Consider the following 23717-nt stretch of genomic DNA (forward strand, 5'->3'; position numbering starts at 1 on the left):
TAGGACAGGGGGAGTTTGCGGGCAGTAACCAGATGAACCGTCTTTATCACGTCCCCCTTTCCCCCTTTTGTCGCAAGGTGCGGCTGACCTTGGCCGAGAAGAAAATCGAGGTCGAGCTGGTCGAGGAACGCTACTGGGAACAGGGCCAGGATTTCCTGCGGCGCAATCCGGCGGGGAAAGTGCCGATTCTGCGGCTGAACGGGCGACTTCTGAGCGAAAGCCAGGCGATTTGCGAATATATCGACGAGACGGTTCTGGTGCCGCCGCTGGTGCCGAGGGATCCCGAACTGCGCTATGAGATGCGCAGGCTCTGTACCTGGTTTGACGACAAGTTCCATCACGAAGTGACGTCCAAGCTGCTTTACGAGCGGGTGAACAAGAAGCTGACGAAAGAGGGCTATCCGGATTCGAAGAATGTGAAATCCGGGTCGAGCAAGATCAAGTATCACCTTGATTATATGGCCTGGCTGCTGGACCGGCGGTCCTGGCTGGCCGGAGATGTGATGACGCTGGCGGATCTGACGGCGGCGGCGCATCTGTCGAGCCTTGATTATATCTCGGATGTCGACTGGCACCGGCATGAGGTGGTCAAGGACTGGTACGCCAAGATCAAGTCGCGCCCGTCCTTCCGGACGCTGCTGGCGGATCAGGTGCCGGGTTTCCCGCCGCCCCGGCAATATACCGATCTGGATTTCTGAAGCTGGCCGGGTGGGGGCCAGCCCCCACACCCCCGGAGTATTTGAGCCAGGATGAAAAGCAACAATCCCCTCCCTTTGAAGGAGCGGCTGCGGGAGCAGGCGCTGGCAGAGGGATTCTCGAAAATGGGGATCTGCGCGCCGGATGCGGTGCCGGGAACGGCGGCGCGGCTGAGGGAATTTCTGGAAGCCGGGCGACATGGGTCCATGGGCTGGATGGCAGAGCGCGAGCACTGGCGGGGCGCGCCCGGGGCGCTCTGGCCGGAAGCGCGATCGGTGATCATGCTGGCGGAGGTCTATACGCCTGAAGAAGATCCGCGCGCGGTGCTGGAACAGCGCGACCGGGCGGCAATCTCGGTCTATGCCCAGGGCAAGGATTACCATGATCTGGTCAAGCGGCGGCTGAAACGGCTGGGGCGCTGGCTGCTGGACCAAACGGCGGGCGAGGAGATCAAGGTTTTCGTCGATACCGCGCCGGTGATGGAGAAGCCACTGGCCGAGGCGGCGGGTCTGGGCTGGCAAGGGAAACATACGAACCTCCTCAGCCGCGATCTGGGGAACTGGTTCTTTCTCGGCTCGATCTTCACCACGCTTGATCTGCCGAAAGATGCCGCAGAGGTCTCGCATTGCGGCTCCTGCCGGGCCTGTCTGTCCGCCTGCCCTACCGATGCCTTTCCCGCGCCCTATCAGCTGGATGCGCGGCGCTGCATTTCCTATCTGACCATCGAGCATAAGGGTCCGGTGGACGAAGACTTGCGCGCCCGGATGGGCAACCGGATCTATGGCTGCGATGATTGTCTTGCCGCCTGCCCCTGGAACAAATTCGCGCAGCAGGCCAAAGAGATCGGCTATCAGCCGAAGGTCGGGGCACCAGAACTCGCCGAGCTTGCGACGCTGGATGATGCCGGATTTCGCGCGCGCTTTGCCGGCAGCCCGATCAAGCGGATCGGCCGCGACCGTTTCATCCGCAACGTGCTTTACGCCATCGGCAATTCGGCAGACGCTGGCCTCGCCAGCGCCGCCGGGGCGCTGTGTGCGGACCCGGATCCGGTCGTTGCCGATGCGGCGAGATGGGCCCTGAGCCGGCTGACCAATTCCGGGCCCGGCCGCTGACCAGGCCGGAACCGGCCGGATGGGGTGAGGCTCGCGGAAAACGCCTGATTGCAGGCTTGGGATATAAGGCGGCCTGTGCCAGACTGCCTGCGGTAACGCAGCACATGTGAGGAGGACGTTATGAGCAGGCATCTTGCCGACAAACGCACAGCCACCACCGGCGCGAGGGTCAAGGCCTTTCTGAACATCGCCCGCAGCAAGGGCGAGACCGGGCGCGACACATTCCACAAGCCGCGCGAGGGCGCCGGCCCCGCCCGGATGCAGCAATTCCTGCGGATCGCACGCGGCCGCACGGTCTGAGCCCCATTCGGATGACCAGGCGCTCGGATGCCCCGGCCCGGCCATAAGCACCGGGCCATTTCAAAGGAGTGAGCATGTCTGTCGACGTGAAATACAAGACTTCGGCCAAAGCCACGGGCGGCGGCCGCAACGGGGTGGCAGGGCTCGAGAACGGCCAGCTCACCGTCACCATGGCCAGCCCGAAAGAACTGGGCGGATCGGGTCTCGGGCATAATCCCGAAGAGCTGTTCGCCACCGGCTATGCCGCCTGCTATCTGGGTGCGATGCGCTTTGCAGCCGGGTCCGAAAAGCTGGGAACGGTGCCGGATACGGCAACCGTGAAGGCAGAGGTCGGGATTGGCCCGCGTTCGGACGGGGGATTTGGCCTGAAGGTGACGCTGACGGTCAGCCTGCCGGGCCTGGAGCGCGACGTGGCCGAAAAGATCGTCGAGCGCGGGCATTTCATCTGCCCCTATTCCAATGCGACCCGGGGCAATATCGAGGTCGAAACCGTTCTGGCCTGAGCCGGTCGGAACGGATCGGGCCGGATCCGGCTTGACGATGACAGCATCTGCACCTATCTGGGCGGCAGGGTTCCGGTCCCTGCCGCCTGCAGGCTTTTCGCCACGGTGAAACCGGAAAGACCGATCCGCCGCTTCTGTTTCAGGCCGGGTTCGATGGCAATGCAGGCTCCATCCCAGATCTCCCGGCGCTCTGAATAAGGATGCCAAGGCAGATGGAACACAGAGTTTCTGCAATACCAGGCCTCGAAGAGGCAAAGACGCAGGCGAAAGCCCTGCGCAGTGAACTGGCCCGCCAGGGTCAGGAGATCAGCCATTCCGCCGCGCTGGAACTGGTGGCAAAGGCGCATGGCTTTCACGACTGGAACACGCTTCATGCAAGGGCCGGCAACCGGCCACAGCCGCCGGTGCGACTGGGAGACATCACTGCCGGGCGCTATCTGGGTCAGGATTTCCTCGCCGAGGTGATCGGGGTCACGGCGCTGTCCGAGGGCCGTTATGAGGTCGAGTTGCAGCTGGATCAGGCGGTCGATGTGGTGACATTCGACAGTTTCTCGAATTTCCGCAGCCGGATCCGCAAAGTGGTCGATGCCTCGGGGCGATCATTTGACCGCACCTCAGACGGAGCGCCGCATCTGGTCCTGCGCGCGCCTTAAACACGACAGCCTCGGATTGCAGAACGCAGCTCGGGTCACCAGATTCACGCGCCGCAATATGCCGTTGCCCCCTATGCGTGTCTCTGTATCTGAAATCCCCGGTGAAACGCTGATCTTACAGCGCAAGGCGGTCCTGCGCGCCATGGCAAGGGTCTGTCGCGACGGACCAAACAAAAGCGGCGGAGCAAATGCTCCGCCGCTTTCCATTTCATGATGCCAGGCATTACGCGCGGACGTGGCGCTCATAGGTTTCCGCGATGTCGCGGGCGATAGCACCGACTTCGAATTTAAAGCCGCCAATCTCACCGACCGGGGTGACCTCGGCGGCGGTGCCGGTCAGCCAGCATTGTTCGAAATCGGCAAGCTCGGTCGGCATGATATGGCGCTCATGCACGGTGAGGCCCTTTTCCTTCAGCAGACCGATCACCGTCTGGCGGGTGATGCCATTCAGGAAGCAATCGGGCAGCGGCGTATGCACTTCGCCATCTTTGACGAAGAAGATATTCGCGCCGGTCGCCTCGGCGACATAGCCGCGGTAATCCATCATCAGCGCGTCCGAGCAGCCCTTGGCCTGGGCTGCGTGTTTCGACATCGTGCAGATCATGTAAAGACCTGCGGCCTTGGCGGCGGAGGGGATCGTCGCCGGATCCGGGCGGCGCCATTTCGAGATGTCGAGCTTCGCGCCCTTCATCTTGGCGTCGCCGTAATAGGCACCCCACTCCCAGCCCGCGATCACCAGGCGCACCGGGTTGCCGACAGCCGAGACACCCATCTCATCGCCCGCGCCCCGGAAGGCAATCGCGCGCACATAGGCATCGGTCCAGCCATTCGCCTTCAGCATTTCGTATTTGGCGGCCTCGATTTCCTGCACCGAATACGGGATCTCCATATCGAGGAGTTCCGCCGATTTGCGCAGCCGCATCGAATGCTCGACACCTTTGAAAATCTTGCCATTATAGCAACGCTCGCCCTCGAAAACCGAGGATGCGTAATGGAGCGCATGGGTCAGGACGTGGACATTCGCCTCACGCCAGGGGACGAGCTTTCCGTCCATCCAGATCCAGCCATCACGATCGTCATATGCCGCCATATCCCGGCCCTCCATTTTTACGAAAGTTGCGCGACACCCATGCTGCAAGTGCATTATCTTGCGCCAACCTGTCGACTCGCTACGCTTCATGACTTGGAAAGTCAACAAGGCTGACGTAAGTTGTCCTGAAATAGGAGGCTGACCATGTCTCAATTTTCTGGGTCTCAATTTTCTGGATCTCAACTTTCTGGCACCGCTCCGGGTGGCGGCGGCGAGAACCTGCTCTTCCTGACCGATGAGCAGCTGCGCAAAGGCATCGAGGCGATGTTCTTCGCCTATCGCGGCTTTACCGCCGATCCGGACCGGATCCTCGAGACGATGGATTATGGCCGCGCCCATCACCGGGCGGTGCATTTCATCCATCGCAGCCCGGGGACAACGGTGTCGAACCTGCTGGGGATCCTTGGCGTGACCAAGCAAAGCCTGAACCGGGTGCTGCGCAGCCTGATCGATGACGGCCATGTCCGCAGCGAAAAGGGCCGCCGCGACGGGCGCGAGCGGCATCTTTTCCTGACCGAAAAGGGCGAGGCAATGGAGAAAAGCCTGTCGGATGCGCAACGTGCGCGGATGCGGGCAGCGTACCGCGCGGCGGGGCCGGTGGCGGTGCAGGGCTTCCGGCAGGTGCTTGAGGCAATGATGGACCCGGGCCTGCGCGACTATTACAACCGTCTGAGAGATGGCGCCTGAGGCGTTGCAAAGGGAGAGCGACGCATGACTGGAGCCGCGCAGCATCTGGCGGATATTCACCTTCTCGTGGTCGATGACGACGAGCGGATCCGGGTCCTGTTGCAGAAATTCCTCGTGCGCAGCGGCTATATGGTTACTGTGGCAAAGGATGCAGCCCAGGCGCGGCGGCTGCTGGCCGGGCTGGAATTCGACATGCTGATCCTTGATGTGATGATGCCCGATGAGGATGGCATCGCGCTGACCCGCGATCTGCGCAAAAAGACCTCGGTGCCGATCCTTCTCCTGACCGCACGGGGCGAGACGGCGAACCGGATCGAGGGGCTGGAGGCGGGGGCGGATGATTACCTCGCCAAGCCCTTCGAGCCGAAGGAGCTTTTGTTGCGGGTGGCCGCGATCCTGCGCCGGGTGCCGCAGGTGAGCGAGGCCGATCAGCCGCCAAAAATGCTGCATATGGGCCAGGTGCGCTATGATATGGACCGGGGCGAATTGTGGCGGGGGCCCGAACTGGTGCGGCTGACGGCAACCGAGGCCGCTTTGATGCGGCTGTTTGCGGCAAGCGCAAATGAGGCGATCTCGCGCGAGCGGCTGGTCCTCGACATGGGCCGCGAGGAAGAGGCGCAGGAACGGGCGGTCGATGTGCAGATCACCCGGCTCAGGCGCAAGATCGAGGATGATCCCAAGGTGCCGCGCTATTTGCAGACGGTACGGGGCGAGGGCTATATGCTGGCGCCAGACTGAGGCGGCCGAACGCGGGGGGCCTGCCCCCGCACCCGCCGAAGTATTTAGGTCAGGAGGAAGGGGCATTGATGCTGGTTTTCTCAGATGGTGCTTTCGCGCGGCATCTGGTGCCTGAGGGGCATCCGGAGCGGCCGGAGCGGATGGCTGCAGTCGCGCGGGGCCTCGCCGGGCTTGAACTGGAAACGCGGCCCGCACCTTTGGCATCAGAGGCAGAGCTCTTGCGCTGTCACCCGGCGGATTATGTCGCCCGGGTCAAGGCAGCCGTGCCTGCAACTGGCCTCAGAGCGATTGATGGCGATACCTGGCTCTCTCCGGGGTCATGGGAGGCAGGGCTTCGTGCCGTGGGTGGCGCCTGTGCAGCGGTGGATGCGGTACTTGGCGGCGAGGCACGGGCGGCTTTTGTGGCGGCGCGCCCGCCGGGCCATCATGCGGAAGCGGCGGTTGCGATGGGGTTCTGCCTTTTCGGCACTGTGGCGATTGCGGCGAGGCGGGCGCTGGATCATCACCGGCTGACCCGCGTCGCGGTGCTGGATTTCGACGTGCATCACGGCAACGGGACGCAGGATCTGTTATGGGATGAGGCGCGGGTGCGCTTTGTCTCTTCGCAGCAGATGCCGCTTTTTCCCGGCACGGGATATGCGGATGAGCGCGGCGCGCATCGGCAGATCACCAATCTGCCGCTTAACCCCGGATCGGACGGGCGGGCGATGTGGGCGGCCTGGGCGCCGGAGCTGGAGCGGCTCCGGGCCTGGAAACCAGAGCTGATCCTGCTCAGCGCCGGGTTTGACGCGCATATCGACGATCCGCTGGGGGGCCTCGGCTGGACGACGGCGGATTTCGCCCGGCTGACGCGCGCGATTGCCGATCTCGCAGCGGGCTGCGGTGCAGGGGTCGTATCCTGCCTCGAAGGGGGCTATGATCCGGGCGCGCTGGAAGATACTGTCCGCGCGCATGTGAGCGAGCTGAGCAGGACCCCCCGATGAGCCAGAAACCCGTTGCGGAAATGAGTTTTGAAGAAGCCATGGCGGCGCTGGAATCGGTTGTCGGCCAGCTGGAGCGTGGCGATGTCGCGCTGGAACAATCTATCAGCCTTTATGAATTCGGCGACAGTCTGAAAAAGCACTGTGCCGCGAAACTCGCCGAGGCCGAGGCGCGCGTCGAAATGATCCGCGTCCAAGAAGGTCGCGCCACCGGCACCGCTCCGGCGGAGGGGCTGTGAGCTTTCCCGAACTGCTGAAGGCCGATGCCAGCCGGGTGCAGCTCTGGCTGCGCGATATGCTGGCCGGGCGCGCCGATCTGCCGGTGATTGCAGCGATGCGCTATGCGCTGAAGGGCGGCAAGGGGTTGCGCGGTTTTCTGGTGCTGGAATCGGCACGGCTTTTCGGGGTCGACCCGAAAGCTGCGCTGCCCGTCGCGGCCGCGGTCGAGGCCCTGCATGCCTATAGTCTGGTCCATGACGACCTGCCGGCGATGGATGATGATGACCTGCGGCGCGGCTTGCCGACCGTACATGTGAAATGGGATGAGGCCACCGCGATCCTGGCCGGTGATGCCCTGCAGACCCTCGCATTTGAGGCGTTGACCGATCCGGTGATCGGAGCAGCAGAGCGGCGAATTGCGCTGGTTCAGGCCCTTGCAAAGGCCTCGGGCGCCGAGGGGATGGTACTGGGTCAGGCGCTGGATATTGCTGCCGAGACCGCCGGTCGCACGTTGTCGCTGGCAGAGATCACCGCGCTCCAGGCAGGCAAGACCGGCGCACTGATCGGTTTTTCGGCCAGTGCCGGGGCGCTGATTGCCGGCGAAGACCCGGCGCCTTTGCGGGCCTATGCCGCGGCGCTTGGCCTTGCGTTCCAGATCCATGACGATGTCCTTGATGTCACGGGCGATGCCGGCATCACCGGCAAGCGCACCGGCAAGGATGAGGGGCGCGGCAAGGCCACTTTCGTCTCGCTTCTGGGGCTTGAACCGGCCCGTGCCCGCGCCTCCGGACTGATCCGCGAGGCCGAAGCCGCGCTTTCTCCCTATGGGGCGCGGGCCGAAAATCTTGTCGCCGCCGCCCGTTTCACCATATCAAGACAGGCCTGACCCCACAGGCCGCGCCGCTTCCCAGGAGCCTCCCCATGGCAGCATCCTCCACCATCCTCGACCGGGTGCATTTCCCGTCCGATATGAAGGCGCTTTCCGATGCCGAATTGCGCCAGCTGGCCGATGAGGTACGGGCCGAGACGGTTGCAGCAGTCTCGGTGACCGGCGGCCATTTGGGGGCGGGGCTTGGCGTGGTCGAGCTGACAGTGGCGCTCCATGCCGTGTTCGACACGCCGAAGGACAAGCTGATCTGGGATGTCGGCCATCAATGTTACCCGCATAAGATCCTGACCGGGCGGCGCGACCGGATCCGCACGCTCCGGATGGAGGGCGGGCTTTCGGGATTCACCAAACGCTCGGAAAGCCCCTATGATCCGTTCGGCGCGGCGCATAGCTCGACCTCGATCTCGGCGGCGCTTGGCTTTGCGATGGCGGCGGATCTGGGTGGTGATGCCGGAGATGCGATTGCGGTCATTGGCGATGGCTCGATGTCGGCAGGCATGGCCTTCGAGGCGATGAACAATGCAGGCGCGCTGAAAAAGCGGCTTTTCGTGGTGCTGAACGACAATGAGATGTCGATCGCGCCGCCGGTCGGTGCGCTCTCGGCCTATCTCAGCAAGCTTTACGCGGAAGCCCCGATGCAGGATCTGAAAGAGGTTGCAAAGGGCTTTGTCTCGCTGCTCCCGGGCCCGCTGCAGGAAGGCGCGAAACGCGCGAAAGAAATGCTCAAGGGCATGGCGGTGGGGGCACGCTGTTTGAGGCGCTTGGCTTTACCTATGTCGGGCCGATTGATGGTCATGATCTCGACCAGCTGCTGCCCGTCCTCAGGACGCTGAAGGCGCGATCGCATGGGCCGGTCGTGCTGCATGTGCTGACGAAAAAGGGCAAAGGCTACGGCCCGGCTGAGAATGCGCCGGATCGGGGCCATGCACGGGCGAAATTCGACCTGGTGACCGGCGAGCAGAAAAAGACGCCCTCCAACGCCCCGTCCTATACGAAAGTCTTCGCCGAAAGCCTGATCCAGGAGGCCGAACGCGACGAAAAGATCGTCGGCGTGACGGCGGCAATGCCGGATGGGACCGGGCTGGATCTGTTCGGGGCACGCTTCCCGCGCCGGCTGTTCGATGTGGGGATCGCCGAGCAACATGCGGTCACATTCGCCGCCGGGCTGGCGGCGGGGGGATGAAGCCTTTCTGCGCGATCTATTCGACCTTCCTGCAGCGTGGCTATGACCAGGTGGTGCATGATGTCGCGATCCAGCGTCTGCCGGTGCGCTTTGCGATTGACCGGGCGGGGCTGGTCGGCGCAGATGGCGCGACCCATGCGGGCTCGTTCGACGTGGCCTTCCTTGCAAACCTGCCGGGGATGGTGGTGATGGCTGCGTCCGATGAGGCCGAGCTGAAACATATGGTCGCCACGGCCGCGGCCTGGGATGAAAGCCCGATTGCCTTTCGCTATCCGCGGGGCGAGGGCATGGGCGTCGAGATGCCGGCGCGGGGCGAGATGCTCGAGATCGGCCGCGCCCGGCTGCTGCAAGAGGGCAACCGGGTGGCGATCCTTTCCTTCGGGACCCGGCTTGCCGAGGTGCTGAAAGCCGCCGAAGCGCTGAGCGCGCGCGGCCTCGCGCCAACCGTGGTGGATGCGCGCTTTGCCAAGCCGCTGGACCGCGATCTGATCCTGCGGCTGACCCGCAACCATGAAGCGCTGATCACGGTCGAAGAAGGCGCGGTAGGCGGTTTCGGCAGCCATGTGGCGCAGCTGCTGGCAGATGAGGGCGTGTTCGATGGCGGGCTGAAATACCGCTCGATGGTGCTGCCCGATATCTTCATCGACCAGGCCAGCCCCGAGGCAATGTACCGCGTCGCCGGTATGGATGCCGCCCGGATCGAAGCCAAAGTGCTCGAGGTGCTGGGCATTGCCAGCGCCAGAAACCGGGCCTGAACGCTGCGCCCTGAACCCGTTTCCTTTCAAGGAAACGGACAAATTCCTGTAAAGGAATTTTGCCGAAATCTTTAAAGATTTCGGGTCACAGGCCCAGGGGTTTCAGCAATCCGTCAAACGGCGTCCAGTCGTCGATCTCCAGCCGTACCACCAGTGTCAGGACTTTCAGGCGGAAGGCCGGTGGCAACCGCGCCGCATCCTTCTCGGTCGTGACCAGCTGCGCGCCGAGCAGCACCGCCTCGGCCTCCAGCCGCGCGATCAGCGCGGGCGAGAGCTTCTGGTGATCATCCAATGCCTCCGCCCTGACCAGCTCGGCCCCTTCGGCCCTGAGCGTCGCAAAGAACTTCTCCGGATTGCCGATGCCGGCAAAGGCGAGCACACGCTCCTGCCGCCAGTCCATCCCATTTGCAGCGGCACGAGCCGGCCCGACAGCCTTGGGATGCCACCCAGGGCCCGCCCCAGATCAGATCGAACCGCGTCTGGGCCGCCGTGTCACCGATCGCAAGCACCGCATCTGCCCGCGCCAGACCCGCCGCCACCGGCTCGCGCAATGGCCCCGCCGGGATGCAGAGCCCATTGCCGAAGCCCTGGCCCGCATCCACCACCACCAGTGACAGATCCTTCACCACCGCAGGGTTCTGATGCCCGTCGTCGAGCAAGATCACTCCGGCACCATCTGCGACCGCAGCCTTCACCCCTTCGGCGCGGTCCTTCGCCACCCAGACCGGCGCGAAAGGCGCGATCAGCAGCGGCTCGTCACCGGTCAGATCGGCGGCATGCCGGGTCACATCGACCCGCAAGGGGCCATTGGCTGATCCGCCATAGCCGCGGGTGACCACCTGGACCTGATGCCCCCGCGCAGTCAGATGCGCGATCAGGGCCATGACGGTCGGGGTCTTGCCGACGCCGCCCGCGTTCAGATTGCCGACGCAAATCACCGGCACCGGCGCGCGGTATCCGCCCGCCTGCCGCAGCCGCCGCGCGGTTGCCGCCGCATAAATTCCGCCCAAAGGCTGCAGGAGCCGCGCCTTCAGTCCCGGCGCGTCCGGCGGGTTGTCCCAGAACCCCGGTGCGCGCATCAGATCCGCCCCTGCGCTTTCGCCGCCGCCAGCGCCTTGCGCAGATCGGCGAGCACGGCCTCGGTCACCTCGGCCCCATCCGAGACCACGCCCCAGGCGGCCTGCGCCAGACGCGCGGTGCGGTCGGGCGCCAGAAGATCGCCAAGCGCCTCGCTCAGATCGCGGATCGAGGCCACCGCGCGCGCTGCCCGCCCCACCAAGCCGCCCGATCTGCGGACCAAACCCCCCCGGTCGCGGCCCGTGCAGGATCGCCGAGCCAAGCGCCGCCGGTTCGAGGCCACCGCGCGCGCTGCCCGCGCCGCACCAAGCCGCCCGATCTGCGGACCAAACCCCCCGGTCGCGGCCCGTGCAGGATCGCCGAGCCAAGCGCCGCCGGTTCCAGCGGGCTGGTCAAAAGCCCGGTGCCCGACAGGCCGCCGCCCAGATAGCTGACCGGCGCCAGCCTGTACCACAGACCAAGCTCGGCGGCATCATTCACGATATAGATCGCGGTCTCGGTCTCGGGCTCTTCTTCGTCACTGCGCGAGGCGGTGACCCAGCCCTGTTCTGCAAGTTCCCGCGCCAGCGGCGCGGCCCGTGCGGGATCTTCCGGCATAACGATCAGCAACAGGCGGTGCGCCAGCTGCATCGCATATTGCTGTGCCGCCAGCACCGCGCCCTCCTCAGAGCGCGGCACCCGCGCGCCGAACCAGACCGGCCGCGTCATCATCGCGGTCGCCAGATATTCCCGCTCTGCCTCGAGGCAGGGAAGCGCGAGCGAGCTTTCCTCCATCCGGCCCGCGCTGACCACCCGCGCAGGCGGGATGCCGGCGCGCCGCCAGGCCCGCATCGCCGCCTGGTCAATCGCATAGACCTGGGACAAGGCCGAAACCGAGCGCCGCATCGCGCCCGGGATCCAGCTTTCATGCCCGCGCAGAAACCAGGGATCGCTGGCATCCGCCATGATCAGCATCAGCTGCCGCTCGGCACATTCATGCAAAAGCGCCGGCCGGATCTCGCCTTCGGAAAACACAACCGCATCGGGGCGCCAATGGTCGAGAAAGTCGCGCACCGTCTGCGCAGCGTCTTCCGGGGCCTGGTCAAAGATCACACCCTTCGCCCGCGGGCCGCCGCTTTCGCCGGTCATCAGCACGGCGACGCCATCTTCTTCGATCAGCCGCCGCGCCAGCTCGCGCATAGCCGAAAGCGATGCCTGGCCCGGCACATGCAGCCAGATCAGCCCGCCCAGCGGGCGGGCCGGACGCTCTGCATGGCTGTGTCTCCGGCGACCCGTTGCCGGCCACCAGCCTCTCGACGGCGCGGTCGCCATGGGTCAGCCGGCCTGAGCCGCCGGCGCGGTCAGCTCTTCGTCCCGCAGACGATGAAGATGCGCGATGAAATATCGGGTATGGGCATCATCGACCGTGCGCTGCGCCTCGGCCTTCCAGGCGACATAGGCGCTGTCATAATCGGGGAACATGCCGACAATATGGATCTTGTCCGCATCGCGGAACTGGGTCGAGTCCGGCGAGACCAGCTCGCCGCCAAACACCAGATGAAGTCTCTGCGCCATGGTATTCCTTCCCGTCAGCGGGCCCGTCAGCGGGGCGGTCCTTCAGCAGCGCCGGACCGCAGTCACCGGCCGGATGCCGGGCGCAGTCTACAGTGCCACGACTGCGGGGAAAAGACGGCGGGCGGTCCTGAGGAAACTCTTACCTTGATATGAACGCCTTCGCCGATCACAATGCGCGCAAATGCCCGTAATCGGGCCGTTCCAGGAGAATTAATGATGGATCTTAGTAATATTTCAGGCACAAACGCCGTCCTGGTGGCGATTGCCGTCTTTGTCATCCTCTGCATTTTTCTGGGCGTCCGCATCGTTCCGCAATCGGAAAAACATGTGGTCGAACGCTTTGGCCGGCTGAAATCCGTATTGGGGCCGGGGATCAATTTCGTTGTGCCCTTCCTGGACCGCATCGCCCATCGCGTTTCGGTGCTGGAGCGTCAGTTGCCCACCGCCAGCCAGGACGCCATCACCGCCGATAACGTGCTGGTCAAGGTGGAAACCTCGGTCTTCTACCGCGTGACCGAGCCGGAAAAGACCGTCTACCGGATTCGCGATATCGACGGCGCCATCGCCACCACCGTCGCCGGCATCGTGCGTTCGGAAATCGGCAAGCTGGAACTGGACCAGGTGCAATCGAACCGCAGCCAGCTGATCGAGCGGGTGCGCGAGCAGGTTGCCGCCATGGTCGATGACTGGGGCGTCGAGGTGACCCGGGCCGAGATCCTTGATGTCAATCTCGATGACGCGACGCGATCGGCGATGTTGCAACAGCTGAACGCGGAACGCGCGCGGCGCGCGCAGGTGACCGAAGCCGAGGGCAAGAAACGCGCGGTCGAACTGCAGGCCGATGCCGAGCTCTACCAGGCGGAACAGCAGGCGAAAGCCAAGCGCGTCACCGCCGAGGCCGAGGCCTTCGCGACCTCGGTGATCGCCGCCGCCATCGCCGAGAATGGCATCTCTGCGGCGCAGTATCAGGTGGCGCTGAAACAGGTCGAGGCGCTGGAAGCCGTGGCCAAAGGCCAGGGCAAACAGACCATCCTGATCCCGGCCCAGGCGCTTGAGGCCTTCGGAAATGCATTCAACATGCTTAAGGCCAGGTGATGGAACAGATCTGGAGCACCTGGTGGAGCTGGATCGTGCTGGGCCTGGCGCTCGGCATGGTCGAGGTGATCGTGCCGGGCTATATTTTCGTAGGCTTCGCGGTCGGCGCGGCGCTGACCGGGCTGGTCGTGCTGGTCGGGATCCCTGCCGGGCTGCCAATGCTCCTTGCGATCTTTGCGGTGCTGTCGCTGATTTCCTGGCTGGTGATCCGCCGGCTGCTGGGCACCCGCGACGGCCAGGTGAAGACCTGGGACCGCGATATCAACGACAATCCGTAAGCCGGTCATGGCCGGCTTCAACGGCGCAAAAGCCGCGTTTTTTCACCTGAACGGTGGTGAAGCGCGGCTTTTGACTTATCTGCGCGACGACTTCCCGCATCTGCCCTGGCCGGGCCACTGGGACCTGCCCGGCGGCGGGCGCGAAGGGGCAGAGACCGCCGAGGCCTGTCTGCTGCGCGAGCTTTGGGAGGAATTCGGCCTTACCCTCCCTGCCACGCGACTGCTGCACCGGGCTGAATTTCCGCCCATGACCGGCGGCGGCCTGCCGGGGGTCTTTTTCGCTGCGGAAATCACCATATCTGAAATCGCCGCGATCCGCTTCGGCAGCGAAGGCCAATGCTGGGAGATGATGCGGCTCACCGACTATCTCAGCCACCCCCGCGCCATCCCGGCACTATGCGCGCGGCTGCGCCATGTCGCGCCTCTGTTTGGCATAACGCCTTAGCGGAGCCGTCAGACGCCAAGCCCGCGCATGAAGCCATGATGCAAGGCAGGCGGCGCTGCGACAACGCCATCGCTTTGCGGCACCCTGCGGTTGAACACCAGATCCGCACCGTGGCGGTCGGTAACCCTGCAGCCCGCCGCCGCCGCGATCAGGCTGCCCGCCGCCGCATCCCATTCCCAGGTCTGGCGCAGCGTCAGCATGGCATCCGCCCGCCCCTCGGCCGCCAGACAGAGCCGGTAGGCCAGTGACGAGCGGAACACCCGGTTCACATCCGGGATGCCGCCCGGCCATTGCGCCGGGTCAAGATTGACGCGGTTGGTCATCACGCTGGCCCCGGTCAGATCCGCGCGCGAAGACGCCCGGATCTCGCGGCCATTGCACAAAGCCGGCCCGCCAAGCCGCGCGCTATAGGTCAGATCGCGGGCCGGCAGATGCACCACCCCCGCCACGACGATCCCGCTCCGTACAAGCGCCAGCGACAGCGCGAATTCCTTTTCTCCGGCGAGAAAGGCGCGGGTGCCGTCGATCGGGTCAACGATAAACACATCCTCATGCCCCAGCCTTTCGAGGTCATCCGGGGTTTCCTCGGAGAGCCAGCCGTAAGAGGGTCGCGCCGCCATCAGCGTCTCGCGCAGGCTGCGGTCAACCGCGAGATCGGCCTCGGAAACCGGGCCGGCATCATCGGGCTTTTCCCAGGCTTCGGGCGCGCGCCGCCAGTAGATCAGCGCGATCGGCCCCGCCGCCCGGGCGGCGCGTTCCAGCAGATCGAGATCTTCGGCATCCCTGTCAGGCCCCAGATCACGCCCCAGATCACGCACCGGCAATGGTCATTCCGTCGATCAGGATCGAAGGCACCCGTATCGCAAGATGCGGGCGCGCATCATTGGCCTGGACGATCCGCCGCAGCATGTCGCGCAGATTGCCCGCGATGGTGCATTCATGGACCGGATGCGAGAGGCGGCCCTTCTCGACCCACCAGCCCGACGCCCCGCGCGAGTAATCGCCCGTGGTCGGGTTGATGGTCGAGCCGATCAGCGAGGTGACCAGCAGCCCCGTCCCCATCTGCGCGATCAGATCGTCGCGGCTGGCGGCGCCCGGCGTCAGCTCCAGATTGGTCGTGCCCGGCGAGGGGGGCGCCGAAGGCCCGCGCATCGCATTGGCGGTCGGGCGCAGTTTCAGCCGCCGCGCAGTGGCGAGGTCGAGCACCCAGCTTGTCAGCACCCCATCCGCCACGAAATCCTTTGCCGAGGTCGCCAGCCCTTCGGCGTCAAAAATCCGCGAGGATGATCCGCGTTTGCGCAGCGGGTCTTCGCGCAGGCTGACCCCCGCCGGCAGCACCGGCTGATCCAGCAGATCGCGCGCCCAGGAGGCGCCGCGCGCCACTGCCTCGCCATTGATCGCGCCCAGCAGATGTCCGATCAGCGAAGAGGCGATCCTCTCATCATACAGAACCGGAAAAGTACCCGTCGGCGGTTTGACCGCGCCGAGCCGTTGCAGCGCCCGTTCTGCCGCGAGCCTGCCGATCCCGGCGCCATCGGGCAGATCAGTGGCCCAGGGCCGCGCTTCACCGGCGTAATCCCGTTCCATCGCGGTGCCAGAACCGCAAAAGGCCACGACCGACCGGCTGTGACCGCTGCGGCCATAACCGCCGGCAAAGCCGTTCGACTGCGCAAGATGCAGGGCGCGGCGCGAAAAGGTGGCCGAGGCTTCGGCCTGGGTGATGCCGTCGGCCTCGAGCGCTGCCGCTTCGAGCCCGCGCGCCGCCACTTCCAGCGCCGCCGCATCCGGGTCGGCACCGCCATCCTCCAGCTCCAGCCACGAGGACTCGCGCAGCTGCGCCAGATCGGCGGGGTCAGCCAGACCGATCGCCGCATCCTCCGGTGCCTCACGCGCCATCGCAACGGCGCGTTCCGCCAGCGCTGCAATCGTCACTGCGGAAATATCAGAGGCCGACACGCAGGCCTGGCGCTGGCCGATCAGCACCCGAAGCCCGATATCAGTGCCTTCGGCGCGTTCGGCCTGTTCCAGCTGGCCCTGACGGATATCGACCGAAAGCGCCGTGCCGCGCACCGCAAGCGCATCGGCCTGGTCGGCCCCGGCGGCGCGGGCGGCTTTCAGAAGATCATGGGTCAGTTCGGCAAGATCGGGCGCGGACATGCGTTATCCTTTGTGGGGCAAGGCAGAGGTAATCTGCCCCGCCCCCTGGCGCAAGGGCTGGCCCCGGCGCGGCGGCAGGGCAAACTCCGGCGGTTTCAGCGGATTTTGATCCCGTTGAGGAACAGACCCTTCTCGCGAAACTCGACCTCGGTATTCAGCGTATCCGGCGCTTCACCGGCGCGCCCCACCATCATAAGTGCTGCCCGTGCGCCCTGGACATCTTCGGCGCTGATCTGACCGGCCTTCGCCATCAGGTCGATCAGCCCATAAGCGCCTGTGGTCAGGATCGAGACACGGCCCGAAGGCAGCGGCAATCCGTCAAAAGTCACCAGATCCGAGAAATCAAAGCCCAACCCGCCCTGGCCGGTCGAGAGAACCCCAAGGCCCGCGAGTTTCATCTCGTTGATCTTAAAGCTGAACTCGGTAAAGGGCTGACCCGCATCGACCGGCGTCCAGCCGGGTTTCAGCATCGCTGGCTGCACCCCGTAACGGCCGCCCAGATCCAGCGCGAGGGTCAGCGGCTCATGCGGCAGCTCGGTGCCATTGCTGATCAGATGCCACATCTCATCCGACATGGTGATGTCACGCATCACATAGGCCGCCGACCAGTCCTGGGGTTTGGTCAGCCCGTTCAGCCCGGCCTCAAGGCCGATCCGGTATTCGCCGATCCCGTAGCTCATGCTGTGCGCCGGGAAATCGGGAATATCGCCGGTCAGCAGGAACTGCGTCCCTTTCAGCACCGTGGAATAGCCGATCTTCGTCGCATCAACCCCAAGCGCGAGATCCAGCGTGGCAAAGCCGATATCCCAAGTCGTCGGCGTGGTCGCGGTTCCGGCGGTGATTTCCGTTACGTCACCGGTGAATTCCGCATCCCCCAGCGAAAGGCTGACCTTGCCGCGCATCCCTGCATCAAGCAGCGCAAGCCAGGCCGCGACCGGGAAATCCCCGCCCGCCATCGCCGCCTCAGCCTCCTGGAGCGCAGGCGAATTGACCGGCATTGCGCCGGAAAAGCCCGCCGAGGATTTCCCCAGCCGGGCCGCCATCTCAGCACTGCCCGAGGCGTTTTTGCCGACCGCAACCCGGGCATTCAGCGTGTCAAAAGACACCGCCGCATCAATCAACGGCACATCCGTCGCAAGATCCTGCAGATAGCGCAGGACAAAGCTGTCCAGCACGACACTGGCGGTCACCGCGCCCTTTTCGGGCGGGATCGCCGGCACGAACCGGTCAAGTGTCAGCGTCATCGTCGGTGCCGCCGCCTGGAATTCTGCGCGTTCGCCCAGCCCCTGCACCGCAAGGTTCAGATCCGGTGCATCGACGGTGATGAACACCTTCTCTGGCCCGTTCTCTGGCCCGGAGTCCGCCCCGGGCGCATCGGCAGGCGCGTCGGGCAGCTCGAACATCAGCGGGAACCGGTCGGGAAGGATCACCGCCACCGACCCATCGGCCTGGTTGACCAGCTTCATCACCTCAAGCTGCAACATCCCCGTCTCATCGCCCATGTCGAGGCGCAGGTCCTGGAGCACGAGCTGGTTGCCCTCGCGGCTTTCGCTGGCGCTGAGCGTGCCGCCCGCCAGAGCGACACCATCCTGCCAGGCCGCCCACAGCTCCTGAGCGGTCACGCCCTGGGCCCAGGCCGCCGGCGGAAGGGCGGTCATCACGACCAGGGAACCGGCAAGGGCGGCAGAGTTGCGCAACAAAGAGGACATGTCAGGAGATTCCAAAAGACGAAGAGAGTGTTCCGGAGGACGGGCCCCCGGGCGGCGAAACGGGTTACAAAAGTTGCTGGCCGTTGACGAAGAGGCCCTTGTTGCGGAACTCGATTTCAGTCGTCAGCTGATCGGGGCCCGCGCCCGGGCGGGTGAACATGGCCATCCCCATGCGAATACCCGTCAGGTCGTTGGCGCTGACAATCCCAAGGGCCACCAGCTTGTCGATAAGTGCTGACACCCCCGCCAGATTGACCGTGATCCTGCCATCGGGCGCCGGAAAACCCTGGAAGGTCGTGGTATCGGTATTGTCGAAGCTCAGCGCGCCGCTGGCATCGAGTTGCGCGCCAAGCAGCTTTGCCAGACCCTGTTTCAGGTCGATCTGGTCGATGCGGGCCGGCGCTACGCTGGCGGAAGGATCCGCCGTCAGGTCCGGCGCGAAGACATCCTGCAGCCAGGCCCCCTTGCCGGTCAGGTCCACGATCAGCGTCGCCGGGTCGCGCGACAGTTGCGAGGTCGGGTCCGCAAGGCCCCAGACATAGTCCGAGACGGTTACGTCGACGAGGCGGCTCAGAAAGCTGAAATCGCCCGACAACCCGTCATTTGCGAGCGGTATCCCCATACGCAGCGTCACCTCGGTAAAGGCCGTCGCCACATCGGTCAGCCCTTCGGCCGGCGCCTCCATCCGGACATCGCCGCCCAGCAGCGAGACGCCCCAGTCAAAGCGCGCACCGTCAAACAGCAGGCCCAGATCACCGCCATCAAGCTTTGCGGTAAAGCCGCTGGTGGCCCCATCGGTCACCTCGAGCTGCGCCGTCAGCGCCCCGAATTCCGTCTGGCTGTCAAAGGCCAGCCCTTCTGCCAGGGCCGCCCTGATGTCGGTCAGCTTATCGGCCGGCAGCAAGGCGCCGCTGAAGGCCGTTTTCAGGCGCGCAAGGGTGACGGTTCCGGAAAACCGGGACCCAGCCTCTTCCGCCCCGCCCGCTTCTGCCCAGCCCGTCTCCTTGCCCGAGACATTCAGGGTCATCGGCCCCAGAACCATTTCGGACCGGACCGAGGCAGGTTCGCCATCTTCCTGTACCAGCTGGTATTTGCCGGACATCTGTTCGCCGGTCAGCTGCCCCTGAACATCCTGAAGATCGCCCGCTTCATCGCGCAATTCGGTCAGCTTCGCCTCGAACCCGGCGATGGTATAATCATAGGTGATCGCATCCACTGTGCCCGACGCGATCGTTTCGGCCCCGGTCTGGCGGATCTCGGCCTTTAGAACCGGGCCGTCTGCCGCGCTGTCTTTCACCATGTATTCAACGCGGATCACATCTGACATGGTCACCGCAACGGTGCCGTCCCTGCGCCCGGTCAGGGTCAGCCGGTCGGCCTGCATCTGTATATTTGCAGGCCCCCCGGGATCGCCCGCGCGGGTCTCGAGGCCGGTGATCACCAGCGCATCGCCCTCACGGGTCTCAGAGGCGGCGGTGACAGACCCGCCCCCCCGCGACGCTGGCCTTCCAGCTGTCCCAGACCTCTTCGGGGGTCAGCGCCCAGGCCGCCTGAGACGGAAGAACAAGCGCCAGCACAGTTGCCGCAGAAATGGTCCAGCGCGTCATCCTCAACCCCGATGCGGAAAATCACTGCCATATCGTCGGTCCTGGCCCGGGGCGCGTCAAGTGGAGGTTGACATAGCTTGACTGCGATTCGATTGACATTTTCGACAGTCAGGCAAAGCAGACAGCCAGGGATAAGCGTGATGATTGCAACCGAAGACCAGGGCGCGCTGCGGATCATCCGCCTGAGCCGCGCCGACAAGGCCAATGCGCTGACCCGTGAGATGCTGGACGCGGTGGCGCTGGCCGCAGAAACCGCCTGGGCGGCGGGTGTGAAAGCCCTCGTCCTGACCGGCGAGGGGCGGGTCTTTTCTGCCGGTGCCGATCTTGAGGCGATGGGCCAGGGGCTGGGGCGCGACCCGGCCTGGGAACGGGCTTCGGGCGCGATTGCCGCTTTCCCCGGCCTGTCGGTTGCGGCGCTGAACGGCACGCTGGCGGGCGGCGCCTTTGGCATTACGCTGGCCTGTGATCTTCGCATTGCCGTTCCGGGGGCGAATTTCTTCTACCCGGTGATGCGGCTTGGCCATCTGCCGCAGCCCTCAGACCCCGGGCGCCTGATCGCGCTGATCGGCCCGGCCCGGGCGCGGATGATCCTGATGGCCGGGGCGAAAATCGGCGCGGAAGAGGCGCTGTCCTGGGGGCTGATCGACCGCATCACCCCGGCGGAAAACCTGATGGAGACAGCCGCTGACCTTGCGAAAGACGCGCTTGCCGCACCGGCCATCCATCTTGAGACCATCGCCCGTATGACGCGCTGAAAAGGCTCAGCGCCCCTCGGCCCGATCGGTCACCTCAGACGGATAGGGCACGCTGGTGATCTCGCCAAGGATCGCCAGCGCCCCGGTGATCAGCGCCCGGATGCCGTCGCGGTGTTCGGGATCGATCCCCTCCGCGCCCTCGGCCCGGAGCTGCCAGGCTGCAGCCGGTCAGACTGAAGGCGCCCAGACTGAAGGCGCTCAGCCGGAGAGCCCCGCGCGGGCAGAACCGTATCGGCCACCGCCACGCAGTGAAAAGCGACGGTCAGCATCAGCCAGCGCGCCTGGGCAAAGCTCAGCCCGCGCGACCCGGCCAGCTCCTCCTGATGCGCCACGATCTTTTCTGTCATCTCGCGCGTGATCATATCGCCCCGCAAAAGCCAGGGCGCGATTCCGGGATGGGCCCCGACCAGGCCCCAGATTGAAGTCGCGAAATCCCAAAGCCATGAGGCCAGCGGCACCTCGGGGCCCGGGCGTGGAAATTCCCATCGCAGAAAGGCGGCCTCGGCCACAAGGCTGCGCAGATCCGCAAGGCCCCGCACATGTTTATACAGCCCCATATGGCTGACCCCGAGCCGCGCTGCGACCCCCACGACCGTCAGATCGTTCAACCCGATGGCGATGCCGGCATCGGCGATCCTGTCGCGGGTGATGGTTGCCGGTCGGCCCCTGGCGGGCGGGGACGGGCTGAGACTCATGGCTTTCCCTTTTGCAGCGGATCGGGCTTCCGGCTGTGCTGAAGCTTTGAAAGCGTAACGCATAATCATAATTTATCCAATATATTCTATAGCTTGTCGCAAGGTGTCGCGAGAAGTTGACGGTTTTGGTCAATTAGATTATAGGGCTGCAACCAGTTTTAGTTTAGCATCATGCAACTAAATCCCGCAGGGACAATGATCATGAACCAGCCTGACCCGCATTCTGACGTGCATTCCCGGTCCATCGGGCGCTTCGTCCCCCTTTCTCCGCTCCACCGCCGGGGCAGCACATCGTTGCTGCTGACGTCGATGCTGGCCGGGTTCGCGCTTTTGCCGGTCTCTGGCCTGCCTGCCGCCGCCCAGGCCGTGACCGAAGACGAAGAGGCCGCAAAGCAAGACGGCGCAGTCGCGCTTGGCACCATCATCCTGCAAGGCGGCGGCACGCCGGCGCCCTATGCCGGAGGTCAGGTGGCCACCGGCAGCGCGGTGGGCCTTCTGGGCAATAAGGACGTGCTCGATACGCCTTACAGCACGGTCGCCTATACCGAAGACTTTGTGCAGAACCGCGAGGCCCAGGATGTCGGGGCGGTGATTGGCGCGACCGACCCTTCGGTCTATGTCCCCAACAAACGCAATATTTTCGAGACCTATACGATCCGGGGTTTTTCCGGATCGGCCGATGATCTGACCTTCGGCGGGCTGATCGGCATGGCCCCCAATATGCGCGGCACGACCGAGATGGCCGAGCGGGTGGAAGTGCTGAAAGGTCCTTCGACCTTCCTTTACGGCATGCCCCCGGGCGGCAGTGTCGGCGGCGCGGTGGCGTTGCAACCCAAACGCGCGGGTGATGAGCCCCTGACCCGCCTCACCTCGACCTACAGCTCTGACAGCCTTTACGGCATTCATGCCGATATCGGCCGCCGCTTTGGCGCGAATAAGGAATGGGGCATCCGTGTCAACGCGGTCTCGCGCGATGGCGACACGGCGGTCGATGGCGAGAAGCATGGGATGAATATGGGCGCGCTCGCGCTGGACTGGCGGGGCGAGCGCGCCCGGGTCTCGCTGGATTATTACAATATCCGCGAGAAGATGCGGGGCATCAACTATTTCGGCGTCTCGGCCGGGGCCGCCGTCACGGTGCTGCCCGAGCCGCGCGACGGCTCCAACACCCTCGCCGCGCCCTGGTCGTTCAACACCAATTCGACCGAGACCGTCCTGCTGCGCAGCGAGATCGATCTGACGGACAGCATCACCGCCTGGGCAGCCTATGGCCATAAATCGGGCGGCTATGACGCGCTGATCACCTCGAGCCAGATCACCAGCAATGCCGGCGCGCTTTCGGTCAGCGGTGTGCGGTCGCAACGTCAGGGCAGCCAGAATTCCGGCGAGGTCGGCGTTCGGGGCAGCTTTGTCACCGGATCGGTCGGCCATGACTGGGTCGTGACCGCAACCAGCTACGATTCCTCGAACACCTTCAAGGATCGCCGTTTCGCGGTCAGTTCGGTCACCAATATCCAGAACCCCGACTGGGGTCCCGCGCCGGATCTGACCGCCTATAATGCCAGCGGCCCGACATCGATCATGGATCTGAAGCTGGCCAGCCTCGGCCTGTCGGATACGCTGAAATTCATGGATGACCGGCTGCAGGTGACGCTTGGCCTGCGCTATCAGACGGTGAAAAGCGCGAGCACCGCGATCAGCGCCACGGGCGTCCATACTCCGGGTGCACGCTACGATTCCAGCAAGACCTCGCCCGCCATCGCCTTTGTCTGGAAGGCCAGCGAGCAGCTGTCTTTCTACGGCAATTATATCGAGGGCCTGAGCGCCGGTCAGGCCGCGCCTGCCACCGCCGTGAATGCGGGCGAGGTGCTGCCGCCCTACCAGACCAGACAGGTTGAGATCGGCGCGAAATGGGATCTGGGCCGCCTGACCACCACAGTCGCACTGTTCCAGATCGAAAAGCCCAGCGCCTATCTTGATCCGGTCACGCTGATCTATGGCACCTTTGGCGAGCAGCGCAATCGCGGGATCGAGCTGAATGCGTTCGGCGAGGTCCAGGACGGGTTGCGGCTCATCGGTGGGGTATCTTACACCGATGCCAAGGTGACGAAAGCCAGCACCGCGGCCACCACCGGCAAGACTGCGGCGGGCACGCCTGCTTTCATGGCCAAGCTCGGGGTGGAATATGACCTGCCCTCGCTTCCCGGCCTGACGCTGAACGCCAATGTGAACCATACCGGCAAGCGATATGCCAATAATACCAACACGCTGTCGCTGCCGTCGTTCACAGTGCTCGATATCGGCGCGCGCTATGAGACCGAAGTCCGTGGCAACCCGCTGACGCTGCGCGCCACGGTGCAAAACGTCACAAACGAGGCCTATTGGGCCGGCGGCAGCCTCGCGGGCGGCTATGGCGCGCCGCGCACGGTGCTGCTGTCGGCGTCGGTCGATTTCTGACCGGACCTTCGCTGACCAGCCCCCCGCAACCGCCTCCGGGCAGTGCGGGGGCTTTCCATTCCGTTCCCGCATCGGCCTGACCA

25 protein-coding genes and 2 pseudogenes are annotated in these 23717 nt (G+C 64.8%); 16 read left to right on the forward strand and 11 right to left on the reverse strand.

The window, feature by feature from the left end:
- The first annotated feature begins 32 nt into the window (after positions 1 to 32).
- From QNO18_RS01910 to QNO18_RS01930, 5 genes are all read left to right on the forward strand, one after another.
- Positions 33 to 698, forward strand: a complete 666-nt coding sequence (locus tag QNO18_RS01910; RefSeq protein ID WP_092899762.1) for a glutathione S-transferase family protein — start codon at positions 33 to 35, stop codon at positions 696 to 698.
- Between the two features lie 51 nt (positions 699 to 749).
- Complete coding sequence (queG, locus tag QNO18_RS01915) at positions 750 to 1808, forward strand: tRNA epoxyqueuosine(34) reductase QueG (protein WP_283176313.1); 1059 nt, start codon at positions 750 to 752, stop codon at positions 1806 to 1808.
- Between the two features lie 120 nt (positions 1809 to 1928).
- Complete coding sequence (locus QNO18_RS01920; protein WP_092899766.1) at positions 1929 to 2108, forward strand: hypothetical protein; 180 nt, start codon at positions 1929 to 1931, stop codon at positions 2106 to 2108.
- Between the two features lie 74 nt (positions 2109 to 2182).
- The gene (locus tag QNO18_RS01925) at positions 2183 to 2611 is read left to right on the forward strand and encodes an organic hydroperoxide resistance protein (RefSeq protein WP_283176314.1); all 429 of its coding nucleotides are present in this window, start codon (positions 2183 to 2185) and stop codon (positions 2609 to 2611) included.
- Between the two features lie 212 nt (positions 2612 to 2823).
- Positions 2824 to 3264 carry a glyoxalase superfamily protein gene (locus QNO18_RS01930; protein ID WP_283176315.1) on the forward strand — a complete coding sequence of 147 codons (441 nt, stop codon included), beginning with the start codon at positions 2824 to 2826 and terminating at the stop codon, positions 3262 to 3264.
- Between the two features lie 223 nt (positions 3265 to 3487).
- Here the strand turns inward: QNO18_RS01930 and QNO18_RS01935 are convergent, their stop codons facing one another.
- Positions 3488 to 4354 (reverse strand): branched-chain amino acid aminotransferase, encoded by an 867-nt coding sequence (locus QNO18_RS01935; protein ID WP_198837760.1) that lies wholly within the window; start codon positions 4352 to 4354, stop codon positions 3488 to 3490.
- 144 nt (positions 4355 to 4498) lie between these two features.
- Here QNO18_RS01935 and QNO18_RS01940 point away from each other — a divergent pair, with 144 nt between their 5' ends.
- The 6 genes and pseudogenes from QNO18_RS01940 (at position 4499) to dxs (ending at position 9805) form a co-directional block, all read left to right on the forward strand.
- Entirely contained in the window at positions 4499 to 5041 is a 543-nt protein-coding gene (locus QNO18_RS01940) for a MarR family transcriptional regulator (protein WP_283176316.1), read from the forward strand.
- 24 nt (positions 5042 to 5065) lie between these two features.
- Positions 5066 to 5779 carry a response regulator gene (locus QNO18_RS01945; RefSeq protein WP_283176317.1) on the forward strand — a complete coding sequence of 238 codons (714 nt, stop codon included), beginning with the start codon at positions 5066 to 5068 and terminating at the stop codon, positions 5777 to 5779.
- 68 nt (positions 5780 to 5847) lie between these two features.
- A complete protein-coding gene (locus tag QNO18_RS01950) occupies positions 5848 to 6762 on the forward strand; it encodes a histone deacetylase family protein (RefSeq protein WP_283176318.1) in 915 nt (304 codons plus the stop codon).
- Positions 6759 to 6998, forward strand: coding sequence for an exodeoxyribonuclease VII small subunit (locus tag QNO18_RS01955; protein ID WP_092899778.1), 240 nt, complete (start codon positions 6759 to 6761; stop codon positions 6996 to 6998). The genes QNO18_RS01950 and QNO18_RS01955 overlap by 4 nt, the downstream gene beginning before the upstream one ends.
- Positions 6995 to 7864 (forward strand): farnesyl diphosphate synthase, encoded by an 870-nt coding sequence (locus QNO18_RS01960; protein WP_283176319.1) that lies wholly within the window; start codon positions 6995 to 6997, stop codon positions 7862 to 7864. Before QNO18_RS01955 ends, QNO18_RS01960 begins: the two co-directional genes overlap by 4 nt.
- A gap of 35 nt (positions 7865 to 7899) precedes the next feature.
- Positions 7900 to 9805, forward strand: a pseudogene (gene dxs, locus QNO18_RS01965) (1-deoxy-D-xylulose-5-phosphate synthase).
- An 85-nt stretch (positions 9806 to 9890) separates the two neighbouring features.
- Here the strand turns inward: dxs and lpxK are convergent.
- The 4 genes and pseudogenes from lpxK to QNO18_RS01985 form a co-directional block, all read right to left on the reverse strand.
- Positions 9891 to 10884 (reverse strand): annotated as a pseudogene (lpxK, locus tag QNO18_RS01970) (tetraacyldisaccharide 4'-kinase).
- Positions 10884 to 11060: a hypothetical protein gene (locus QNO18_RS01975; protein WP_283176320.1), complete on the reverse strand. Its 177-nt coding sequence runs from the start codon at positions 11058 to 11060 to the stop codon at positions 10884 to 10886. The pseudogene lpxK and the gene QNO18_RS01975 overlap by 1 nt, the downstream one beginning before the upstream one ends.
- Entirely contained in the window at positions 11039 to 12193 is a 1155-nt protein-coding gene (locus tag QNO18_RS01980; protein ID WP_283176321.1) for a glycosyltransferase N-terminal domain-containing protein, read from the reverse strand. Before QNO18_RS01980 ends, QNO18_RS01975 begins: the two co-directional genes overlap by 22 nt.
- 3 nt (positions 12194 to 12196) lie before the next feature.
- Entirely contained in the window at positions 12197 to 12436 is a 240-nt protein-coding gene (locus QNO18_RS01985) for a DUF4170 domain-containing protein (protein WP_092899785.1), read from the reverse strand.
- A 216-nt stretch (positions 12437 to 12652) separates the two neighbouring features.
- Between QNO18_RS01985 and QNO18_RS01990 the strand changes: the two genes are divergently transcribed.
- From QNO18_RS01990 to QNO18_RS02000, 3 genes are read left to right on the forward strand one after another with little or no spacing between them, the layout of a single operon-like run.
- Entirely contained in the window at positions 12653 to 13531 is an 879-nt protein-coding gene (locus QNO18_RS01990; RefSeq protein ID WP_198839236.1) for an SPFH domain-containing protein, read from the forward strand.
- Positions 13531 to 13809 carry a hypothetical protein gene (locus QNO18_RS01995; protein ID WP_283176322.1) on the forward strand — a complete coding sequence of 93 codons (279 nt, stop codon included), beginning with the start codon at positions 13531 to 13533 and terminating at the stop codon, positions 13807 to 13809. Before QNO18_RS01990 ends, QNO18_RS01995 begins: the two co-directional genes overlap by 1 nt.
- 7 nt (positions 13810 to 13816) lie before the next feature.
- On the forward strand, positions 13817 to 14254 hold the full coding sequence (locus tag QNO18_RS02000; RefSeq protein ID WP_283176323.1) for an NUDIX hydrolase: 438 nt from the start codon (positions 13817 to 13819) through the stop codon (positions 14252 to 14254).
- 8 nt (positions 14255 to 14262) lie between these two features.
- Here QNO18_RS02000 and QNO18_RS02005 read toward each other — a convergent pair whose 3' ends face one another.
- The 5 genes from QNO18_RS02005 to QNO18_RS02025 all read right to left on the reverse strand — a co-directional run bounded on the left by QNO18_RS02005 (position 14263) and on the right by QNO18_RS02025 (position 19727).
- The gene (locus QNO18_RS02005) at positions 14263 to 15078 is read right to left on the reverse strand and encodes a 3'(2'),5'-bisphosphate nucleotidase CysQ (RefSeq protein WP_283176324.1); all 816 of its coding nucleotides are present in this window, start codon (positions 15076 to 15078) and stop codon (positions 14263 to 14265) included.
- Complete coding sequence (locus QNO18_RS02010) at positions 15065 to 16411, reverse strand: TldD/PmbA family protein (protein ID WP_283176325.1); 1347 nt, start codon at positions 16409 to 16411, stop codon at positions 15065 to 15067. The genes QNO18_RS02005 and QNO18_RS02010 overlap by 14 nt, the downstream gene beginning before the upstream one ends.
- 95 nt (positions 16412 to 16506) lie before the next feature.
- Positions 16507 to 18120: a DUF2125 domain-containing protein gene (locus QNO18_RS02015; protein WP_283176326.1), complete on the reverse strand. Its 1614-nt coding sequence runs from the start codon at positions 18118 to 18120 to the stop codon at positions 16507 to 16509.
- A 64-nt stretch (positions 18121 to 18184) separates the two neighbouring features.
- The gene (locus QNO18_RS02020; protein WP_283176327.1) at positions 18185 to 19561 is read right to left on the reverse strand and encodes a DUF2125 domain-containing protein; all 1377 of its coding nucleotides are present in this window, start codon (positions 19559 to 19561) and stop codon (positions 18185 to 18187) included.
- A 22-nt stretch (positions 19562 to 19583) separates the two neighbouring features.
- Entirely contained in the window at positions 19584 to 19727 is a 144-nt protein-coding gene (locus QNO18_RS02025) for a hypothetical protein (RefSeq protein WP_283176328.1), read from the reverse strand.
- A gap of 140 nt (positions 19728 to 19867) precedes the next feature.
- Here QNO18_RS02025 and QNO18_RS02030 point away from each other — a divergent pair, with 140 nt between their 5' ends.
- Entirely contained in the window at positions 19868 to 20482 is a 615-nt protein-coding gene (locus tag QNO18_RS02030; protein ID WP_283176329.1) for an enoyl-CoA hydratase/isomerase family protein, read from the forward strand.
- A gap of 89 nt (positions 20483 to 20571) precedes the next feature.
- On the opposite strand, the gene QNO18_RS02035 is transcribed toward QNO18_RS02030, so the two are convergent.
- Complete coding sequence (locus QNO18_RS02035; protein WP_283176330.1) at positions 20572 to 21177, reverse strand: TetR/AcrR family transcriptional regulator; 606 nt, start codon at positions 21175 to 21177, stop codon at positions 20572 to 20574.
- Between the two features lie 294 nt (positions 21178 to 21471).
- On the opposite strand from QNO18_RS02035, the gene QNO18_RS02040 reads away from it, so the two are divergent.
- The gene (locus QNO18_RS02040) at positions 21472 to 23634 is read left to right on the forward strand and encodes a TonB-dependent siderophore receptor (RefSeq protein WP_283176331.1); all 2163 of its coding nucleotides are present in this window, start codon (positions 21472 to 21474) and stop codon (positions 23632 to 23634) included.
- Positions 23635 to 23717: the final 83 nt, after the last annotated feature.

It is taken from the genome of Gemmobacter sp. 24YEA27, assembly GCF_030052995.1.
In the GTDB taxonomy this organism is placed as follows: Bacteria; Pseudomonadota; Alphaproteobacteria; order Rhodobacterales; family Rhodobacteraceae; genus Pseudogemmobacter.

What these genes read in the sequence shown, in the direction of transcription:
- queG (WP_283176313.1), top strand. Translation starts at nt 750, where the DNA reads ATGAAAAGCAACAATCCCCTCCCTTTGAAGGAGCGGCTGCGGGAGCAG.
- QNO18_RS01950 (WP_283176318.1), top strand. Translation starts at nt 5,848, where the DNA reads ATGCTGGTTTTCTCAGATGGTGCTTTCGCGCGGCATCTGGTGCCTGAG.
- QNO18_RS01940 (WP_283176316.1), top strand. Translation starts at nt 4,499, where the DNA reads ATGTCTCAATTTTCTGGGTCTCAATTTTCTGGATCTCAACTTTCTGGC.
- QNO18_RS01985 (WP_092899785.1), bottom strand. Translation starts at nt 12,436, where the DNA reads ATGGCGCAGAGACTTCATCTGGTGTTTGGCGGCGAGCTGGTCTCGCCG.
- QNO18_RS01925 (WP_283176314.1), top strand. Translation starts at nt 2,183, where the DNA reads ATGTCTGTCGACGTGAAATACAAGACTTCGGCCAAAGCCACGGGCGGC.
- QNO18_RS01910 (WP_092899762.1), top strand. Translation starts at nt 33, where the DNA reads ATGAACCGTCTTTATCACGTCCCCCTTTCCCCCTTTTGTCGCAAGGTG.
- QNO18_RS02030 (WP_283176329.1), top strand. Translation starts at nt 19,868, where the DNA reads ATGATTGCAACCGAAGACCAGGGCGCGCTGCGGATCATCCGCCTGAGC.
- QNO18_RS02015 (WP_283176326.1), bottom strand. Translation starts at nt 18,120, where the DNA reads ATGTCCTCTTTGTTGCGCAACTCTGCCGCCCTTGCCGGTTCCCTGGTC.
- QNO18_RS01980 (WP_283176321.1), bottom strand. Translation starts at nt 12,193, where the DNA reads ATGGCGACCGCGCCGTCGAGAGGCTGGTGGCCGGCAACGGGTCGCCGG.
- QNO18_RS01930 (WP_283176315.1), top strand. Translation starts at nt 2,824, where the DNA reads ATGGAACACAGAGTTTCTGCAATACCAGGCCTCGAAGAGGCAAAGACG.
- QNO18_RS02010 (WP_283176325.1), bottom strand. Translation starts at nt 16,411, where the DNA reads ATGTCCGCGCCCGATCTTGCCGAACTGACCCATGATCTTCTGAAAGCC.
- QNO18_RS02035 (WP_283176330.1), bottom strand. Translation starts at nt 21,177, where the DNA reads ATGAGTCTCAGCCCGTCCCCGCCCGCCAGGGGCCGACCGGCAACCATC.
- QNO18_RS01935 (WP_198837760.1), bottom strand. Translation starts at nt 4,354, where the DNA reads ATGGCGGCATATGACGATCGTGATGGCTGGATCTGGATGGACGGAAAG.
- QNO18_RS02000 (WP_283176323.1), top strand. Translation starts at nt 13,817, where the DNA reads ATGGCCGGCTTCAACGGCGCAAAAGCCGCGTTTTTTCACCTGAACGGT.
- QNO18_RS01990 (WP_198839236.1), top strand. Translation starts at nt 12,653, where the DNA reads ATGGATCTTAGTAATATTTCAGGCACAAACGCCGTCCTGGTGGCGATT.
- QNO18_RS02025 (WP_283176328.1), bottom strand. Translation starts at nt 19,727, where the DNA reads ATGACGCGCTGGACCATTTCTGCGGCAACTGTGCTGGCGCTTGTTCTT.
- QNO18_RS01955 (WP_092899778.1), top strand. Translation starts at nt 6,759, where the DNA reads ATGAGCCAGAAACCCGTTGCGGAAATGAGTTTTGAAGAAGCCATGGCG.
- QNO18_RS01995 (WP_283176322.1), top strand. Translation starts at nt 13,531, where the DNA reads ATGGAACAGATCTGGAGCACCTGGTGGAGCTGGATCGTGCTGGGCCTG.
- QNO18_RS01920 (WP_092899766.1), top strand. Translation starts at nt 1,929, where the DNA reads ATGAGCAGGCATCTTGCCGACAAACGCACAGCCACCACCGGCGCGAGG.
- QNO18_RS01945 (WP_283176317.1), top strand. Translation starts at nt 5,066, where the DNA reads ATGACTGGAGCCGCGCAGCATCTGGCGGATATTCACCTTCTCGTGGTC.